The organism is Actinomadura sp. NPDC048021 (assembly GCF_040653135.1).
Lineage (GTDB): Bacteria > Actinomycetota > Actinomycetes > Streptosporangiales > Streptosporangiaceae > Spirillospora > Spirillospora verrucosospora.
On sequence record NZ_JBEZJQ010000028.1, the window covers coordinates 34,381 to 51,574 of the forward strand.

The following is a 17,194-nucleotide window of genomic DNA, read 5'->3' on the forward strand; positions in this document are numbered from 1 at the left end:
TTTCAGGAGAGGGAGGGAGGGGTGCGCCGGCGCAGCACGGCGCGCGCCGGGAGGAGGATCGCGGCGGCGCCGGATCCGGCCACGCCCAGGAGGATCGCGGCGCATGCCAGGGGCGGGATGGAGGGAAGGGGAAGGCCGGTCACGCGGGCCGCGAACGCCGTCAGGGTCACCGCCGCGATGAGGGCGCCCACCGCGATGCCGGTGCCGAGCACGATCGCGGCCTCGAAGCGGAGCATCCGGAGGACCTGGCGGCGGGTGGCGCCCACCAGCCGCAGCAGCGCGAACTCGCGGCGGCGCGCCGCCGTCGCCAGCGCCAGCGTCGTGACGAGGCCGATGAGGATGAACCCCGTGATCGCGGCGACCACCAGCAGGCTGACGAAGCCCTGGAGCCTCATCTCCTGCGAGAGGCCCGCCTGGTAGGCCTCCGGGCTGAGCACCCGTGCCCCGGTATAGGCGGCGGTGGCCGCGCTCAGGTCGGCCCGTCCGCGGACGAGGACGCGGTCGTCGAGCGGCGAGGCGGAGTGCGCGGCCACGACGCCGTGGGGGAGCAGCACGTCGCCGAAGCCGAGGCCGCGGTCGTAGACCGCCACGACGCGTGCCCGGATCCGCGTCCCGTCCGCGAGCCACAGCGGTGCCGTCGAGCCGACGCGCAGGCCGCCGGCGACGTCCCGGCTGAGCGCGACGGTGTCGCCCCGCAGATCGTCCAGGCGGCCGGACGACACCCCCGGGTCCAGCGTGGCGGCCGCGTCCGCGCCGACGCCGCTGCCGTTGAGCGAGCGCAGGTTCTTCTCGCCCAGCTCCTTGACCGCCATGACGACGGTGGTGTCCCTGACCGGCGTCGCGGCCGTCACGCCCGGGACGCGGCGCACCGACCCGGCGGCGCCGGACGGGAGCCCGGGGCCCGCCGCCACGACGATCCGGTCGGCGCGGTTCCCGTCCTCCGCCTGGGTCCGCGTCGCGTGGGCGACGGTGGACTGCGCGAAGAGCTGGACGCCCGCGAACGCGACCGCCAGGGCGACCGGGGTGATCAGCGACCCGGCGCGCAGGGCGGCGGCGCCGGCCGCCTGCTGGGCCATCCGCCCGGCCACCGGCGAGGCGGCCCGGGCGGCGCGGCCCAGCACCCGGTTCCCGGCTCGCGCCACCAGCGGCCCGAGGAAGGCCGTGGCGATGATCAGCGAGACGACCAGGCCGCCGATCGAGGCGTTCGCGGCGGCCCCCGTGGCGCCCGCCGAGAAACCGAGGGCGTTCAGGCCGGCGACGAGGAAGGCGGCGCCCGTGACGACGCGCCAGCGGGGCAGGCGCGGGTTCTCGGCGGCGGCCTCGCCCAGCGCCTCCACGGGCCGGATCCGCGACGGCCGCAGCGAGGCGAGGAACGCGGTCGCGGTGGCGGCGAGCAGTGTGATCGCGACCGCCGCGAGGACGGGCAGCGGGCCGAGCGCCAGGCCGAAGCCGTCCGGCAGGACGCCCTCGCGGACCATCGCCGCGTGCAGCGCGGCGCCCGCCGCGAGGGACAGCGCGCCGCCGGTCAGCACGGCCGGCGCCCCCACCCGCAGCGTCTCGCGCAGGAGCCGTCCCCGCACCTGGCCCGGCGTCGCCCCGACCGCCCGCAGCAGCGCGAACTCGCGTGCCCGCTCCCGCACCGACAGCACGATCAGGCCGCCGACGACCACGAGGGCGGTCATCACGCCGACCCCGCCGAGCGAGGCGGACAGCTCCACGATGTCGGGGCGCGCGGAGGCGACGGCCGGGTCCTCGGCGTCGCCGCGCGCCGCGCCGAAGGAGACGGCGAGCCCGGGAGCGGCCCCGCGGAGGGCGTCCTCGTCGGGGTCGCCGAGCACCGCGAGGGCGTCGGCGAGGCCCGGGCGCCCGTCGAGGGCCGCGGCCGTCGCCGCGGTGAAGAACGCCGCCGCGGGGCCCTCGGCGACGAGCCCGGACACCCGGTAGGGGCGGGGCGGTCCGTTTACCTGGATCCGGACCACGGCCCCTGGCGCCAGGCCCGAGGACCGGCTCAGCACGACCTCGTCCGGCGCCCGCGGTGCCCGGCCCGCGCTCAGCCGGTAGGGCCGCAGCGCGGCCGACTCCCAGCCGTGTCCGGTCACCGGCCGCCCCGAGGAGAGCACGGCGGGGAAGGACACGTCCGCGACCACGGCCCGCACGCCCGGAACGGCCCGCAGCCGGGCCGCGGCCGAGACCGGGACGGGGGCGGGCTCGGTCAGCGGCCGGCTCTGCTCCTCCGGCTCGTCCGCGAACCTCCCCATCCGGTCCGTGACGCTCCGCGGGCCGGTCACGACCGCGGCGGCGGCGCCGAATCGCTCGACCGGCGCGTGCGCCCGCAGCGCCGACTCCAGCAGCACCCCGCACGCCCCCACGAGCGTCGCCGCGAACGCCAGCGCGACGAAGACCCCGGCGAACGCCCCCCTGCCCTTCACGGCTCCGCGCTTCACAGCGTCTCCCAGCGGGACAGGACGGCCGACGGGGTCGGGGACGCCAGCTCGTCGACGATGCGGCCGCGGCTGAGGAACAGCACCGAGTCGGCCCACGCGGCGGCCGCCGGGTCGTGGGTGACCAGGACGACCGTCTGGCCGGTCAGGTCGACGGCCTCGCGCAGCATCCGCAGGACGTCGCGGGCCGTGCGCGGGTCGAGGGCGCCGGTCGGCTCGTCGGCGAAGACGACCTCGGGGCGGGTGATCAGGGCGCGGGCGAGGGCGGCGCGCTGCTGCTGCCCGCCCGACAGCTCGGCGGGGCGGTGCCGCAGCCGGTCCGCGAGGCCCACCCGCCGGACGATCTCCTCCAGCCGGGCCGGGTCGGGCTCCGTGCCGCCCAGCCGCAGGGGGAGCGTGATGTTCTGCTCGACGTCCATGGCCGGGACCAGGTTGAACGCCTGGAACACGAACCCGATCCGCTCCCGGCGCAGCCGCGTCCGCTTCGCCTCGCTGAGCCCGCCGATGTCCACGCCGCCGATCCGGACCGTGCCGCCGCTCGGGCGGTCGAGCCCGGACGCGCAGTGCAGGAACGTGCTCTTGCCGGACCCGGACGGCCCCATCACCGCGGTGAACCCGCCGCGGCGGAACGTCCAGGTGACGCCGTCCAGGGCCCGCACGTCCCCGTAGGTCTTGGTGACCGTGTCCAGGCGCACCGCCTCCGCGGTCGCCTCGGCCGTCATCGTGGTCATGGTGCCTCTCCGTGGATTGCCGCCTCTCACCTGGACGAACCTAGGTTTCGCGGGGGTCCGGGCACATGGGCGCGCACTCCCGAAACGGTGGTGTAGCGGGCTACACCATCGGCCTGGGGGCAGACCTGGGTGCGGGGGTCGCCGGCGTCGCCTACGGTGTGCTGCGAGGTGACATGAACCGAGCCCTGAGACGCAGCGCGGAGGCGACCGGCGAGCTGGTCGGCGCCCTGCGCACCGGCCTGCCCGCGATGGCCGGGCTCGTCCCGCTCGTGGCGGCGCTGGCCCTGTCGTTCCTCGTGCTGCCGTGGCTCCCGACGGCCGTCAAGCCCCTGCGTGCGCTCGCGAACGCCGAACGGCGACGGGCCGGGCGCGTCCTCGGCCGCGAGATCCCCGAGCCGTACCGGCCGCCCTCCGGCGAGGGGCTCGGCGGGGCGGGGCGCCTGCTGCGATCGCCCTCCACGTGGCGGGACGCGGCCTGGATGGCGGCGCACGGGCTCACCGCTCTGGCCGCCGCCGCGGTCGCGGTCGCGGTGTGGCCGGCGATCCCGTTCACGCTCTCGCTGCCGCTGTGGTGGTGGGCGGCGCCCGAGGGCTCCCAGGCGGCGTTCATCACCTTGGACAGCTGGCCCAAGGCGCTGACGATGCCGTTCCTGCAGGGCGCCTTCGACCTGGGCATCCTGCTGTGGCTGGTGCCGCGGATCCGTTGGTGGCAGGCCAGGCTCGCCGAGGTGCTGCTGTCGCCCACCCGGCGCACCAGCCTCGCCGAGCGGGTCGAGGAGCTGGCCGAGACCCGCGCCGAGGCCCTGGAAGCGCACGGCGCCGAGCTGCGCCGCATCGAGCGCGACCTGCACGACGGGACGCAGGCCCAGCTCGTCGCCGCCGCCCTGCGGCTCGGCCTCGCCGACCGCCGCTTCGACGCCGATCCCGACGCGGCCCGGACGCTGTTCCTGGAGGCCCGGGAGGGCGTCGAGGAGGCGCTCGCGCAGCTGCGGACGGTGATCCGCGGCATCTACCCGCCGATCCTGTCCGACCGCGGCCTGGCCGGGGCGCTGCTGGCCCTCGCCGCCGGGCAGCCGATCCCCGTCGAGCTGGACGTCGAGGACGGCAGGGCGCCCGCCGCCGTCGAGGCCGCCGCCTACTTCGTCGTGGCCGAGGCGCTCACCAACATCGCCAGGCACAGCGGCGCCCGGCACGGATGGGTCGCGCTCCGGCGCGAACCCGCCCGCCTCACGATCACCGTGCGGGATGATGGCAAGGGCGGGGCCGACCCGGACCGGGGCAGCGGGCTCGCGGGCGTCCGCCGCCGGGTGGCGGCGCTCGACGGGACGACCCGCCTCGACAGCCCCGACGGGGGAGGGACGACGCTTCAGGTGGAGCTGCCGTGCGGATCGTGATCGCGGAGGACAGCGTCCTGCTCCGCGAGGGCCTGGCCATGCTGCTGGACGCGGGCGGCCACGAGGTGGTCGCCGCCGCGGGCAGCGGCCCCGACGTGCTGCCCGCCCTGCTGGAGCACCGCCCAGACGCCGCCGTCCTGGACGTGCGGCTGCCGCCGGGGTTCCGCGACGAGGGGCTGCGCGCGGCGATCGAGGCGCGCAGGCGGCTGCCGGGCCTGCCGGTGCTGGTGCTGTCGCAGTACGTCGAGCAGACCTACGCCGCCGAGCTGCTCGCCGGCGGCGCCGGGGGCGTCGGCTACCTGCTCAAGGACCGGGTCGGCCGCGTCGACGAGTTCCTCGACGCCCTCGACCGCGTCGCCGCCGGCGGCACCGCCCTCGACCCCGAGGTCGTGTCCCAGCTGATGACGTCCCGGCACGACCCCCTCCAGGAGCTCACACCGCGCGAGCGCGAGGTTCTCGGGCTGATGGCGCAGGGCCTCGACAACGCCACGATCGCCGCGACCCTCGTCATCACCGAGCGGTCGGTGAGCAAGCACATCGGCGCCGTGTTCGCCAAGCTCGGCCTGCCGCCCACCGACGGCGGGCACCGCCGCGTGCTCGCCGTCCTGGCCTACCTGAACTCGTGAGGCTGCGCCGGGCCGCCCGCGCCCTCCTGCTGGACGGCGACGCGCTCGTCCTGCTGCGCCGCACCGTGCCCGGCCGCCCCGTCTACTGGACGACCCCGGGCGGCGGGATCGAGCCGGCCGACGCCTCGCCCGAGGCCGCCCTGCGCCGCGAGCTGGACGAGGAACTCGGCGCGACCGCCGGACCCGTCCGGCAGGTCTTCGCGTGCGCGGAGCAGGCCCCCGAGCTGCACCGCCTCACCGCCTTCTACGTCTGCCGCCTGGTGACGATGGACCTCTCGCGCCGGCACGGCCCCGAGTTCGACGACCCCTCGAAGGGCCGCTACGACGTCGACCTCGTCCCGTGCACTCCCGCCGTCCTCGGGCACCTGAACCTCGTCCCCGAGGTGCTCACCGCCTACCTGCGCCACCACGCCGGCGACCTCCCCGGGCTCGTTCCCTAGCGGGGCCGGGCGGCCAGCGCGATCAGGTCGGCCAGCTCCGGGAGCGGGAACGGCGTGTCGTGCAGGCGGCTCGTCGCGATCCGCAGGTGCGGGCCGGACGGGACGATCTGGTAGCGGCTGCCGGGCGCCGCGGCGACGCCGTGCGCGGCCAGCGTGACCAGGGCGCCGGACTCGTCGGCGACCGGGACCCACAGCATCAGGCCGTCGCGGTTGCCCGTCGGCACGCCCCGCTCGGCGAGCGCGGCGGCCAGCCCGTCGCGGCGCTCGGCGTAGGCCAGGCGCGCCCGTGCCACGATCTCGTCGGCGGCGGGGTCGGTCAGCAGGTGCGCCAGGGCGTCCTGGAGGACGCGGCTCGTCCAGCCGGTGCCGAAGCTGCGCAGGACCCGGACCCGCTCCACCGGTTCGGCCGCGCCGCCGATCACGGCGATGCGCAGGTCGGGGCCGTGCGACTTGGAGTAGGAGCGCACGAGGACGGTGCGGTCCGGCAGGTGGGCCCCGACGCTGACGGCCGGTGAGGCGGACGCCTCGCCGGTGCCGTCGTCCTCGATCACGAGGGTGCTGACGGGCGCGAGGAGCGCGGCGAGCGCGGCGGCCCGCGCGGGGGTGAGCGCGTGGCCCCGGGGCGTGTGGGCGCGCGGCTGGTACACGAACGCGGCCGGCGCCTCCGCCAGGGCCTCGGCGAGGGACTCCGGCTCCGGGCCCTCGGCGTCGCAGGCCACCGGGACGACCTCAGCCCCCTGCGCCTCCAGGATGTCCAGCAGCCGGGCGCCGGTCGGGTCCTCCACGGCGATCCGGTCGCCGGGGACGGCGACGGTCTGGCAGACGAGCTGGACGCCCTCGTAGCCGCCGCCCGCCGTGAGCATGGCGGCGGCGGGGAAGGGCCAGCCCGGCTCGACGGCGGCGCGCAGCGCGGGAGTGATCGTCTCGCGGGTGTAGTCGTTCAGGTGCGGGGTCCGGGCGCCGACCGCGAGCGCCGCGTCCAGGGGCGGCAGCAGCGCCGGGTCGGGCGCGGCGACGGCGAGGTCGATCGCGAGCCGGGTGCCGAACTCCCCGATTCGCTCGTACCGCGCGGGGTGCGGGACGTTCGGCGGGCCGATCACCACGGTGCCGCGCCGCCGCTGGGCGCTGACGACGCGGTGCCGGCGCAGCGTCGCCCAGGCGTCGGCGACGGTGCCGGGGCTCACCCCGAGCTCCGCCGCGAGGCCGCGGACGGTCGGCAGCCGGGTGCCCGCCGGGATCTCACCGCCGCGGATCAGGCCGGTCATCGCCGCGGCGATGCCCCGGGCCGTGCGGTCGCCGATGCGCTCGGCCAGCCACGCCGCGTCGGTCACGCTACCTCCGGACAAGTTATGTGCAGTAACAAAACGCCCATTGTACTGGCTACAAACAGACCCTAAAGTCGGATCCCATCGCGCCCCGATGTGCGGGCAAACCCCCTTCTACGTGCAGAGATGGAGTGCTGTGCCGATTCCACGGATACGTCTGGCGGTGCGGGACTGGGACCATCTGGTCCCGCTGCTGACCGGCCGGACCGGCGCCCGGGGGGCGGCCCTGGAGGTCGAGACCCGCGACGCCACCCCCGACGTCCTCGCCGAGCCGGGCCTGGACGGCGGCGAGACGTCCTTCAGCCGCTACGCCCTCGCGCGCGCGGCCGGCGACGACCGGCTCGTGGGCCTGCCGGTGTTCCTCATGCGAGGCTTCCGGCACCGCTGCGTGCTCGTCCGCTGGAGCAGCGGCCTCTCCTCCCCGCGGGACCTGGCGGGCGCCACGATCGGGCTCACCGGCTGGCCCGACTCCGGCAACACCTGGACGCGGGCGCTGCTGCGGGCCGAGGGCGTCGACCTGTCCGGCATCCAGTGGCGCGTCGGGTCGCTCGCGGCCGGCGAGACCGGCAAGGACCGCGTCGGCCCCCGCCCGCTGCCCGGCAACGTGCGGGTCACGGGCACGCCCCTCGTCGAGGGGCTCGCCGACGGGAGCCTCGACGCGATCTTCACCCCGTTCATGCCCCCGGAGATGTTCACCGCCGGCGGCCGCTTCCGCCACCTCTACGGCGACTACCGCGCCGCCGAGACGGCCTACTACGCCGGGACCGGTTTCGTCCCCGGCATCCACCTCCTCGCCCTCAAGCGCGAGGTCGTGGACGCCCACCCCTGGCTCCCCGAGGCCGTCCAGGAGGCCTTCGCGGCGTCCAAGCGCCTCTGGCTGGAGCGCCGCCGGCTGCTCGCCGACACCACGCCCTGGCTGCTGGACGAGCTGGAGGCGCAGGCGCGGATCTTCGGACCCGACTGGATGCCCTACGGGACCGAGGCCAACGCCGCCATGACCGCCGCGTTCTGCGCGGAACTGTACGAGCAGGGCATCGCGCCCCGCCCGATCAAGGCCGAGGAGCTCTTCGGATGAGGATCGCCGTGGGCCAGTTCGCCTCCACCGAGGACTGGCAGACCAACCTCAAGACCTGCATGACGCTGATCGACGAGGCCGTCCAGGGCGGCGCCGGCCTGCTGGTGCTGCCCGAGGACTCCCTCGCCCTGTTCATCGACGAGCCCGCCCGCATCACCGGCGCGGCGCAGCCGCTGGACGGCCCCTTCGTCACCGGCCTGCGCGCCCACAGCGAAGGCTCGCGCACCACGATCGTCGCGGGCGTCCACGAACCGGCCGGGGACGGCAAGGTCCACAACACCCTCGTCGCCGTCCGCGACGGCGAGCTCGTCGCCGCCTACCGCAAGGTCCACCTGTACGACGCGTTCGGCGCGCGGGAGTCCGACCGGGTGGCGCCCGGCGACGGAGAGCCCGTGGTCGTCGACTGCGACGGCTGGAAGGTGGGCCTCATGACCTGCTACGACGTAAGATTCCCGGAAATGGCCAGGCTGCTGGTCGACGCGGGCGCCGACGTGCTCGCGCTGCCGGCCGCCTGGGTGCGCGGCCCCGCGAAGGAGCGGCACTGGGAGGTCATGGTGACCGCCCGGGCGCTGGAGAACACCTGCTACGTCGCGGCGTCGGGGGAGTGCGGCCGCCGCAACATCGGATCGAGCATGGTCGTCGACCCGCTCGGCACCGTCCGCGACCGGCTGGGCGACCGGCCCGGCCTCGTGTGGGCCATCGCCGACCAGGAGGAACTGGCCGAGGCCCGCCGCGCGCTGCCCGTGCTCGCCAACCGCCGCTTCCGCGTCGACCCGTCCATCCGCCCCCTGAAGGAGACCGCATGAGACGCGCCATCGCCGCCCTGGCGGCGGCGGCCCTGCTCGCGGGGACCGCCGCGTGCGGGGCGAACCCGCCCGAGGCCGAGGGGATCCTCAACGGCGAGTCCTCGCAGGGCGTCGGCGCCGCCGACCTGCGCCAGACGCTCGACCACGGGCTGCACGACCGGCTCCCCGCCAAGAACAAGGCGTCCGGAACGCTGATCTCGGCCAACAACGGCTCGTTCCCGCCCTACGAGATCGCGGGCTCGGACGGCCGGTCGCTGAGCGGCGCCTCCGCCGACCTGTCCACCGCGCTCAGCCAGCTGCTCGGCGTCAAGATCGAGCACGTGACCGTGGACGGGCTGCCCAGCCTGCTCACCGGCATCAAGGCCGACCGGTACGACTTCGCGATGGGCCCGGTCGGCGACTTCCCCGAGCGCGAGAGCGCCAACGACTTCGTCGACTGGGTCCGCGAGTTCGTCGTCTTCGCCGTCCCGAAGGGCAACCCCAGGCACATCGGGTCCATCGCCGACACGTGCGGGATGAAGATCTCGGTGATGGCGGGCGGGTCCGCCGAGGACGTCGTCAAGTCCCAGTCGGCCACGTGCGTCCAGCAGGGCAAGCCCGCGGTGCAGGTGCAGTCCTACAAGGACCAGCCGACCGCGATTCTCGCCGTCAGGTCCCACCGGGCCGACGGCTTCTTCTCCTCGCAGGCGCCGCTCAGCTACTTCGTGAAGCAGTCGGGCGACGACCTGGAGCTCGCCGGGACGGGCAAGGCCAACGGGTTCGACGACCTCTACCAGGGCTCGGTCGTCGCCAAGGACTCGCCGCTGCGGGACGTTCTGCTCGAAGGGTTCCGCAAGCTCATCGAGAACGGCACGTACAAGAAGGTCATGACCAAGTGGGGCCTGACCGCCAACATGCTCGACAAGCCGGGCGTGAACCTGGCGCCGAGGAAGGGGTGAGCCGAGGTGACCATGACCAAGGAGCATCCGCGCGGCACCGTCGGCGACGTCGACGTGACGGGCGCGGCGCATGTGCGGCACCCGCTGCGGTGGCTCGCCTCGCTCGTCGTGCTCGTGCTGGCCGCCCAGTTCGCCCACCTGCTGTGGACCAACGACAACTTCCAGTGGGACGTCGTCGGCCGCTACATGAACGCCTCCATCATCGGAGACGGCATCGCCATCACGCTCGAACTGACCGTCATCGCGATGGCGGTCGGCATCGCTGGCGGTGTCATGCTCGCGGTGGGGCGGCTCTCGGACAACCCGCTGCTGCGCGCCGCGTGCGGCCTGTACGTGTGGTTCTTCCGCGGCGTGCCCGTGCTGGTGCAGCTCGTGCTCTGGTACAACCTGTCGGCGCTGCTGCCGCGGCTGTCGGTCGGCGTCCCGTTCGGGCCGGAGTTCCTGCACGGCGACACCAACCACCTCATCACCCCGCTGATCGCCGCCATCCTCGGGCTCGGCCTCAACGAGGCGGCCTACATGGCGGAGATCATCCGCGGCGGGCTGCTCGCCGTGGACCCCGGCCAGACCGAGGCCGCCCAGGCGCTCGGCATGGGCGGCGCCCGCACCTTCCGGCGGATCGTGCTGCCGCAGGCGATGCGGTTCATCGTCCCGCCGACCGGCAGCCAGGTGATCAACATGCTCAAGGCCACCTCGCTGGTCAGCGTGATCGCCCTCGCCGACCTGCTCTACACCGTCCAGTCCATCTACAACCGGACGTTCCAGACCATCCCGCTGCTGCTCGTCGCCTGCCTCTGGTACCTGGTGATCACCTCGATCCTGTACGTCGGGCAGTCGTTCATCGAGCACCACTACTCGCGCGGCGCCACCCGCGACGCCCGGCAGGGCTTCTGGGACTTCGTCCTCATGCGGCGCCGCCGTCCCGCCCCGGAGGTGTCGCCGTGACCGCGCTGGAGAAGGACCCGCCGACGGCCGTCGTCCCGATGGTGCGGGCGCGGGGCGTTCGCAAGAGGTTCGGACACCTGGAGGTACTGAAGGGCGTCGACCTGGACGTGGGCCCCGGCGAGGTCGTCGTGATCCTCGGGCCGTCCGGTTCGGGCAAGTCGACGTTCCTGCGGTGCGTGAACCACCTGGAGACCATCGACGGCGGCTCGGTCCACGTGGACGGCGAGCTGATCGGGTTCAGCGTGTCCGGCGGGAAGCCCCGGCACCTGCGCAAGCGCGAGGTCACGCGGCAGCGCCGCGAGATCGGCATGGTGTTCCAGCAGTTCAACCTGTTCCCGCACCTCACCGTCCTGCAGAACGTCATGGAGGCGCCGACCGGCGTGCGCGGCGACTCCCGCGCCGAGGCCCGGGCGCGCGCCGGCGAGCTGCTGGCCAAGGTCGGCCTCGCCGACAAGGCGGGCGGCTACCCCCGCCATCTGTCCGGCGGGCAGCAGCAGCGCGTCGCGATCGCCCGCGCGCTGGCGATGCGGCCGAAGCTGATGCTGTTCGACGAGCCGACCTCCGCACTGGACCCCGAGCTGGTCGGGGACGTGCTGGACACCATGAAGACCCTCGCCGAGGAGGGCCTCACCATGATCGTCGTCACGCACGAGATCGGCTTCGCGCGCGAGGTCGCCGATCGCGTCGTCTTCATGGACGGCGGTGTCATCGTGGAGTCCGGCAGCCCCTCGGAGGTCCTGGACCACCCGCGCAACGAGCGCACGAAGGCCTTCCTCAGCAAGGTGCTCTGACCGGCCGCCGCCCGGCCGGCGCGGCGGGGGCCGCCGGCCGGGTATGGCGAAGGCGTGATACCGCGAGGCCGGGAAGGGTATTTGATCGTCTCCCGGGCGGACGGGAGGCTGGTCCTGGAGCGGAGGTGCGTTCGTGGACGATCTGGGCGACTGGCCGGGCAGTCAGCTGAGCGACGAGGAACTGGACGTCGCCTACAACGTGCGCAGGAAGGCCGGTCCCGAGCTGTTCGACCGGCACATGGCCCGGTACCGGGCCATGTCGGAGGCGGCGGTCGAGGGGCTGCCCGGGCGCCCGGGGATCGTCTACGACGAGGCGAGCGGGGAGCGGCTCGACGTCTGGGGCGCCGGCGAAGGGCTGCGGCCGGTGTTCGTGTTCCTGCACGGCGGCTACTGGATGGCCCTGTCGCGGGACGTGTCGTCGTTCATGGCGAGGATGCTGCACGAGCAGGGCGTCGCGACCGTGGTGCCCGACTACACGCTGGCGCCGAAGGCGACGCTGGAGGAGATCGTCCGGCAGGTGCGGGCGGCCGTGGCCTGGGTGCACCGGCACGGGCGCGAGCACGGACTCGACCCCGACCGCATCGTGGTGGGCGGCAGCTCGGCGGGCGGGCACCTGACCGGGATGACGATGGTCGGCGGCTGGCAGGAGCCGCTCGGGCTGCCCGCCGACGTCGTCAAGGCCGCGATGCCGTTCAGCGGGCTGTTCGACATCCGCCCGATCACCCGCGTCTACGTCAACGAGGCCGTGCGGCTGGACCTGCCGCGGGCCGCGGCGCTGAGCCCGGCGCTGCTGCCGGCGCCGTACCGCTGCCCGGCCGTCCTCGTCGTCGCCCAGGACGACGGGGAGGGCTTCCTCGCGCAGTCCCGGCTGTTCCATCCGCACTGGGACGCCGGAGACCTGATGGTCGTGCCGGGCCGCGACCACTTCGACGTGGTCCTCGACCTGGCGGATGCGGACTCCCCGGTGGGCCGGGCGCTCGTCGACCTGGTCCGCGCGGTGTGATCAGCCTGCGGTGATCTCGGCGGCGGCGCGGCGGAGATGGTCGAGCATCAGCCGGGCCGACGGAGTCGGGGCGCGGTGCGCGGGCAGCGTGACGCCCACCTGGCGGCGGACGGTCTCCAGCGGCACGGGCAGCGGCGCGATGTCGGCGTCGGTCCGCGCGACCAGCTCGGGAAGGGCGGCGATCATGTCGGTGTCGCGGACGAGGGTGCGGACGGTCAGCACCGACGTGCACTCGACCAGGTTGCCGGGCGGGTCCAGGCCTTCGGCGCGGAAGACCTGTTCCAGCTCCGACCGCAGCGCCGTCTGCTCCAGGGGCAGCACCCAGGGGTAGGCGAGCAGGTCGGCCAGGCCGAGGCCCGCGACGGAGCGCGCGGGATGGCCCCGGCGGGCGACGAGGCGGACGGGTTCGCCGTAGAGGGTGATCTGGCGCAGGCCGCGCAGGTCCCCGATCGGGTTGAGGCGGCCGAGGATCAGGTCGATCTCGCCGTCCAGCAGGCGGGGGACCTGCGCGTCGAAGGTGGCCTCCTGGACGATCACGGTGACGCCGGGACGGTCCCGCTTCAGCGCGGCGATCGCGCGGGGGAGCAGGACGCTGGAGCCCGCGAGCAGCGTGCCGATCGTGACCGTGCCGACCTCGCCGTCGGCCAGGCCGCTGATGCGCTCGCCGGCGCGGCGGAGCTCGGCCAGGACGGCGCGGGCGTGCTCGACGAACGCGTCGCCGAACATCGTCGGGGTCATGCCGCGCGGGCCACGGGTGAACAGCTCGACGCCGAGGATGCCCTCCACCTCGCGCAGGCTGCGCGTCACGGCGGGCTGCGCGAGCCGCAGGTGCTCGGCGGCCCGCAGGACGCTGCCCTGGTCGGCGACGGCGACGACGAGCACCAGGTGCCGCAGCTTGAGCCGTCCGTTGAGCAGGTCGATCGCGCGCATGCCGACTTGTTATCACAGTTCTGTCATATCCGGTGGCTCCGGGGTCACCGCCCGGGTATGGCGGCGGGGTCGAGGTATCCCTCGGCCTGGAGGGCGAAGAGCTCGGCGTAGCGCCCGCCGGCCGCCATCAGCGAGGCGTGGGTGCCGTGCTCGGCGATCCGGCCGCCGGCGAGCACGTAGATGTGGTCGGCCGTCCGGACGGTCGAGAAGCGGTGCGAGATGAGCAGCACGGTGCGTCCGGCGAGCAGGCCCCTGAGGCGCTCGAACAGGTCGTGCTCGGCGCGGGCGTCGAGGGTGGCGGTCGGTTCGTCCAGGATGACGAACGGCGCGTCGCGGAAGAACGCCCGGGCGAGCGCCACCCGCTGCCACTGGCCGCCGGACAGGTCGACGCCTCCGGCGAACTGCGGTCCGAGCAGCGTCCCGTAGCCGTCCGGCAGCCCGCGCAGGAACCGGTCCGCCCCGGCGGCGAGCGCGGCCCGCTCGACGGCCCGCCGGTCGCCGGCGCGCTCGGGCCTGCCGAGGGCGATGTTGTCGGACGCCGGCAGCAGGTAGCGCTCGAAGTCCTGGAAGAGCACGGCGACGGAGGCGCGCAGCTCCTCCGGGTCGGCGCCCGCGACGTCGACCCCGTCGTAGAGGATCCGCCCCGACCCCGGCCGGTACAGGTGCGACAGCAGCTTCGCCAGGGTCGTCTTGCCGGAGCCGTTCTCGCCCACCAGCGCGACGACCTGGCCCGCCCTGATCGTGAGGTCGACGCCGTCCAGCGCGGGGCGGGACGCCGCGGGGTAGCCGAATCCGAGGTTCTCGGCCGTCAGCACCTGGAAGGGCGGCGGCGCGGGCTCGGCGTGCGCGCGCTCCGGCGGGCTGAGGAACGACCTGAGGTCGCGGACGAACGGCGCCGCCTCGAAGAGCTGGTCGGTGCCCGCGGCGGCGGCGCGGAGGCGGGAGGCCAGCAGCAGGACGGCCGTGGCGGCGGCGCCCGCGTCGGCCGCCGGCATGGCGCCGGTGGCCGCGCGCGCCAGCAGCGGTCCGAGCACCGCCGCGAGCGCGAGGCCGCTGACCGCCCGCGCCAGCAGCGTGATGCGCAGCCGGCGGCGGACGGTCCGGCGGATCTCGCCGAGCCGCTCGCGGGTGCGGGTCTCCCAGCGGGCCCGCAGGTGCGGGGCCAGCCCGAAGGCGCGGACCTCCGCGGCCGCGCGGCGGCTGGTCAGCACGTCCAGCAGGTAGCTGCGCTCGCGTTCCGCGGGCGTCAGCCGGAACAGCGCGCCGTACAGCACCTGCCCGCTCTTCAGCCCCGCCAGCCACAGCGGCGCCCCCGCCGCCACGGTCGCCGGGACGAGCAGCGGCTCGATCGCGGCGAGGGCGAGCGCCACCCCGGCCGTGGCCATCAGCGCGCCGGTGAGGGCCCCGAGGCCCTGGACGACCTGGTGCGGGCGGATCCGCGCGCTCATCGAGGCCCGCTCCAGCCGGTTGTGGAACGCGGGCCGTTCGAACTCCTCGAGGTCGACGGCGCAGGCGACGTCCAGGATCCGGCCCATCGCGTACCGGTTGAGCTGCTCGCTCAGCACCTCGTCGCGGGACGAGGCGACCGAGACCGCCACGGCGACGAGGGCGGTCAGGGCGAGCACGACCGCGCCCTGCGCCAGGACGGCCGCCAGGTCGGCGCCGCCGAGCGCCCGGTCGAGCAGCCGCCGCCCGCCGAGGACGGGCAGCACCAGGCCGAGGCCTCCGGCCGCCTGCAGCGCGGTGACGAGCGCGAACTCCCGGGGCGCCGCCGCCACCGCGAGGCGGACGGCGCCGAGGACCAGGCCCGGGAGCCGCCGCAGGCCGGCCTGCGGCGGCTCCGTCCACTCGGCCGCGGTGACGGGCGGCGGATCGTCCATCAGTAGCCGACCTGCTCCACCTCACCGCGCCGGAACGGACCGCCCCGCATCAGCAGGTCCGCGATGCGGTCGCCGAGCGGCAGGCCGAGGTCGTTCTGCATCCACATGAACTGGCCGTTCGGATTGGACTCCAGGAAGACGTGCTCACCGTCCGGGGTGACGATGAAGTCGACCGCGGCGTAGACGAGCCCGAGCCGGTCCATCAGCGCCTGCGTGCGCCGCACGACGTCCTCCGGCAGCGGCCGGTAGTCGCCGTAGCGCAGCTCGGTGTCGGCGCGCCAGTCGATCCGCGTCCGCTCCGCGCCCTGCGAGTCGATCACGACGGGGAAGTAGGCGTCGCCGATGATCGTGAGCCGGACCTCGTAGGCCTTCTCGATGTACTCCTGGAACTGGCAGAGGGTGTGCCGCACGCGGGGGAGGTGGTCGTGGATCTCCTCGCCGAGCACGGCGGTGTAGAGGCCGGAGGGGAACGCGCCGGGATAGTGGACCACCCCGCCGCTGAGCGACTTGTAGACGAGCGACCCCTCGCCCTCCTGCTTCACCAGCCGGGCGACCTCGTCGGGGTCGTTGGTCAGCAGCGTCCGCGGGACGCGGAGCCCGGCCTCCTTCGCGAGCTTGAGCTGGTACGGCTTGAGGTCGGCGACCGCGTCCAGGTCGGGGCGGTTCATCCAGAGGCAGTCGGTCGAGCGCAGGATGCCGCCGATGCCGTGCAGGGCCTCGTGGCGGGCGAACTCGCGTTCGGCCTCGCCCATCTCCTCGCCGAAGTCGAAGGCGGTGGGCCGCCGGTACCAGACGCCCGCCAGGGCGCGAAGGTCGATCTCCCGGTCGATCTCGCCGTCGTGGTGGCGCATCACCGCCCGGTCGGCGCCGTCGAAGTCGGACGTGGTGAAGCTCAGGCTGCGCGGGAAGTAGCTGGTGTCCACCCGGACGACCCGGGCGCCCTTCGCCGTGAGGCTCCGGACGACCGGGTCGACCGTGGGGTCGAAGTCCTGCGTGAGGACGAGGACCTCGGCCTGGCCGCCCACCGTCAGGCGCACACGTCGTCGAGGATCTTGTCGCCCCAGGGCGGCACGCCCGATCCCGTGGTCGTGTAGGAGCTGTAGCCGGCGGTGACGTCCTCGCCGTCCGGGCCGACCCAGGTCTGGGTCACGGGGTCGTAGTGGCCCGCCTGCGGGTCGGCCGCCGGGGCGCCGTCGTCGGGCGTGCCCCACGGGGTGGAGTAGGCGTAGCCGAACGGCCGCTCGTCACCGTCCGGGGTGGGGACCGCCGCCGGGTCGAACCCGGCGTGGTCGGGGGAGATGAAGGCGCGCGTGGTGCGGAGCGCGGGCCTGGTCAGTGTTCCGGGCATGGGCGTGCCTTTCTGCTGGGCGGACATGCGGGTCCGACATTCGGGCGTGCGGGGGCGACGCGGGAGCGCGCGAGGGGGAGCGAGGAGGGCGGGGGAGGACCCGTGGGCGCCGCTAGGGGGAGGTCGGCTCGGTGATCCCGATGATCCCCGGGATGTCGCCGGAGAAGGTCCAGGTCAGGCTGGTGCGGTCGTAGTGGCCCGCCGCGAGTCTCGTCGTCCGCTCCGGTTCGTGCTCGTCGGGGCGCTCGTAGAGGTAGGCCAGCGGGGCGCGGGGGCTGGTGCGGGTTCGGGCCCGGGACTCGGTCGGCCTGGCGCGGACGACCAGGTCACCGCCGTCGAGCTCGGGCGGGTCGAGACGGAGGAAGGGGGGCGGGTCCAGCGGGCCGGTGCCGCGGGTCATGACAGCGGGCCTCCCGGAGATCACCGGCGATCACAAGATCAAAGTGACATGGATCACCGGCCTCGGCAAGGCGCGGTCATGTCCGTATCCGGCCAGCGGACGGGGAGGGCCGGGCATAGCC

Annotated in this window: 17 protein-coding genes; 9 read left to right on the forward strand and 8 right to left on the reverse strand. The window is 74.8% G+C overall.

Annotated features, from left to right (window positions below; translation table 11 throughout):
* Positions 1 to 2 precede the first annotated feature (2 nt).
* Entirely contained in the window at positions 3 to 2,444 is a 2,442-nt protein-coding gene (locus AB0C87_RS34565) for an ABC transporter permease (protein WP_360581338.1), read from the reverse strand.
* Positions 2,441 to 3,172: an ABC transporter ATP-binding protein gene (locus AB0C87_RS34570; protein ID WP_345179135.1), complete on the reverse strand. Its 732-nt coding sequence runs from the start codon at positions 3,170 to 3,172 to the stop codon at positions 2,441 to 2,443. The genes AB0C87_RS34565 and AB0C87_RS34570 overlap by 4 nt, the downstream gene beginning before the upstream one ends.
* 173 nt (positions 3,173 to 3,345) lie before the next feature.
* Between AB0C87_RS34570 and AB0C87_RS34575 the strand changes: the two genes are divergently transcribed.
* Genes AB0C87_RS34575 through AB0C87_RS34585 form a run of 3 tightly spaced genes read left to right on the forward strand, consistent with a single transcriptional unit; the run spans position 3,346 to position 5,632 of the window.
* On the forward strand, positions 3,346 to 4,566 hold the full coding sequence (locus AB0C87_RS34575) for a sensor domain-containing protein (protein ID WP_345179133.1): 1,221 nt from the start codon (positions 3,346 to 3,348) through the stop codon (positions 4,564 to 4,566).
* Positions 4,554 to 5,192, forward strand: a complete 639-nt coding sequence (locus tag AB0C87_RS34580) for a response regulator transcription factor (RefSeq protein WP_345179131.1) — start codon at positions 4,554 to 4,556, stop codon at positions 5,190 to 5,192. Before AB0C87_RS34575 ends, AB0C87_RS34580 begins: the two co-directional genes overlap by 13 nt.
* Complete coding sequence (locus AB0C87_RS34585; protein WP_353835127.1) at positions 5,189 to 5,632, forward strand: NUDIX domain-containing protein; 444 nt, start codon at positions 5,189 to 5,191, stop codon at positions 5,630 to 5,632. Before AB0C87_RS34580 ends, AB0C87_RS34585 begins: the two co-directional genes overlap by 4 nt.
* Here AB0C87_RS34585 and AB0C87_RS34590 read toward each other — a convergent pair.
* Positions 5,629 to 6,963, reverse strand: a complete 1,335-nt coding sequence (locus AB0C87_RS34590; RefSeq protein ID WP_345179127.1) for an aminotransferase class I/II-fold pyridoxal phosphate-dependent enzyme — start codon at positions 6,961 to 6,963, stop codon at positions 5,629 to 5,631. The two genes, AB0C87_RS34585 and AB0C87_RS34590, sit on opposite strands and share 4 nt — an antisense overlap.
* Before the next feature lie 130 nt (positions 6,964 to 7,093).
* Between AB0C87_RS34590 and AB0C87_RS34595 the strand changes: the two genes are divergently transcribed.
* The 6 genes from AB0C87_RS34595 (at position 7,094) to AB0C87_RS34620 (ending at position 12,515) form a co-directional block, all read left to right on the forward strand.
* A complete protein-coding gene (locus tag AB0C87_RS34595; protein WP_353835129.1) occupies positions 7,094 to 8,032 on the forward strand; it encodes a hypothetical protein in 939 nt (312 codons plus the stop codon).
* Positions 8,029 to 8,838, forward strand: a complete 810-nt coding sequence (locus AB0C87_RS34600; RefSeq protein ID WP_360581339.1) for a deaminated glutathione amidase — start codon at positions 8,029 to 8,031, stop codon at positions 8,836 to 8,838. Before AB0C87_RS34595 ends, AB0C87_RS34600 begins: the two co-directional genes overlap by 4 nt.
* Entirely contained in the window at positions 8,835 to 9,776 is a 942-nt protein-coding gene (locus tag AB0C87_RS34605; RefSeq protein WP_360581340.1) for an ABC transporter substrate-binding protein, read from the forward strand. Before AB0C87_RS34600 ends, AB0C87_RS34605 begins: the two co-directional genes overlap by 4 nt.
* A gap of 12 nt (positions 9,777 to 9,788) precedes the next feature.
* The gene (locus AB0C87_RS34610) at positions 9,789 to 10,721 is read left to right on the forward strand and encodes an amino acid ABC transporter permease (RefSeq protein ID WP_345179221.1); all 933 of its coding nucleotides are present in this window, start codon (positions 9,789 to 9,791) and stop codon (positions 10,719 to 10,721) included.
* A 38-nt stretch (positions 10,722 to 10,759) separates the two neighbouring features.
* Positions 10,760 to 11,512 carry an ATP-binding cassette domain-containing protein gene (locus tag AB0C87_RS34615; protein ID WP_353835132.1) on the forward strand — a complete coding sequence of 251 codons (753 nt, stop codon included), beginning with the start codon at positions 10,760 to 10,762 and terminating at the stop codon, positions 11,510 to 11,512.
* A gap of 133 nt (positions 11,513 to 11,645) precedes the next feature.
* Positions 11,646 to 12,515: an alpha/beta hydrolase gene (locus AB0C87_RS34620; protein WP_360581341.1), complete on the forward strand. Its 870-nt coding sequence runs from the start codon at positions 11,646 to 11,648 to the stop codon at positions 12,513 to 12,515.
* Here AB0C87_RS34620 and AB0C87_RS34625 read toward each other — a convergent pair whose 3' ends face one another.
* The 5 genes from AB0C87_RS34625 to AB0C87_RS34645 all read right to left on the reverse strand — a co-directional run bounded on the left by AB0C87_RS34625 (position 12,516) and on the right by AB0C87_RS34645 (position 17,073).
* Positions 12,516 to 13,445: a LysR substrate-binding domain-containing protein gene (locus AB0C87_RS34625; RefSeq protein WP_345179119.1), complete on the reverse strand. Its 930-nt coding sequence runs from the start codon at positions 13,443 to 13,445 to the stop codon at positions 12,516 to 12,518.
* 44 nt (positions 13,446 to 13,489) lie between these two features.
* Entirely contained in the window at positions 13,490 to 15,325 is a 1,836-nt protein-coding gene (locus AB0C87_RS34630) for an ABC transporter ATP-binding protein (RefSeq protein WP_360581342.1), read from the reverse strand.
* The gene (locus AB0C87_RS34635; RefSeq protein ID WP_360581343.1) at positions 15,325 to 16,362 is read right to left on the reverse strand and encodes an MvdC/MvdD family ATP grasp protein; all 1,038 of its coding nucleotides are present in this window, start codon (positions 16,360 to 16,362) and stop codon (positions 15,325 to 15,327) included. Before AB0C87_RS34635 ends, AB0C87_RS34630 begins: the two co-directional genes overlap by 1 nt.
* A complete protein-coding gene (locus AB0C87_RS34640) occupies positions 16,353 to 16,673 on the reverse strand; it encodes a hypothetical protein (protein WP_345179113.1) in 321 nt (106 codons plus the stop codon). Before AB0C87_RS34640 ends, AB0C87_RS34635 begins: the two co-directional genes overlap by 10 nt.
* Positions 16,674 to 16,785: 112 nt before the next feature.
* On the reverse strand, positions 16,786 to 17,073 hold the full coding sequence (locus AB0C87_RS34645; RefSeq protein WP_345179112.1) for a hypothetical protein: 288 nt from the start codon (positions 17,071 to 17,073) through the stop codon (positions 16,786 to 16,788).
* Positions 17,074 to 17,194: the final 121 nt, after the last annotated feature.

Excerpts from the sequence above, each read along its gene's own strand:
- AB0C87_RS34570 (WP_345179135.1), bottom strand. The coding sequence starts at position 3,172 with ATGACCACGATGACGGCCGAGGCGACCGCGGAGGCGGTGCGCCTGGAC.
- AB0C87_RS34575 (WP_345179133.1), top strand. The coding sequence starts at position 3,346 with ATGAACCGAGCCCTGAGACGCAGCGCGGAGGCGACCGGCGAGCTGGTC.
- AB0C87_RS34600 (WP_360581339.1), top strand. The coding sequence starts at position 8,029 with ATGAGGATCGCCGTGGGCCAGTTCGCCTCCACCGAGGACTGGCAGACC.
- AB0C87_RS34605 (WP_360581340.1), top strand. The coding sequence starts at position 8,835 with ATGAGACGCGCCATCGCCGCCCTGGCGGCGGCGGCCCTGCTCGCGGGG.
- AB0C87_RS34610 (WP_345179221.1), top strand. The coding sequence starts at position 9,789 with ATGACCAAGGAGCATCCGCGCGGCACCGTCGGCGACGTCGACGTGACG.
- AB0C87_RS34615 (WP_353835132.1), top strand. The coding sequence starts at position 10,760 with ATGGTGCGGGCGCGGGGCGTTCGCAAGAGGTTCGGACACCTGGAGGTA.
- AB0C87_RS34625 (WP_345179119.1), bottom strand. The coding sequence starts at position 13,445 with ATGCGCGCGATCGACCTGCTCAACGGACGGCTCAAGCTGCGGCACCTG.
- AB0C87_RS34630 (WP_360581342.1), bottom strand. The coding sequence starts at position 15,325 with ATGGACGATCCGCCGCCCGTCACCGCGGCCGAGTGGACGGAGCCGCCG.
- AB0C87_RS34640 (WP_345179113.1), bottom strand. The coding sequence starts at position 16,673 with ATGCCCGGAACACTGACCAGGCCCGCGCTCCGCACCACGCGCGCCTTC.
- AB0C87_RS34645 (WP_345179112.1), bottom strand. The coding sequence starts at position 17,073 with ATGACCCGCGGCACCGGCCCGCTGGACCCGCCCCCCTTCCTCCGTCTC.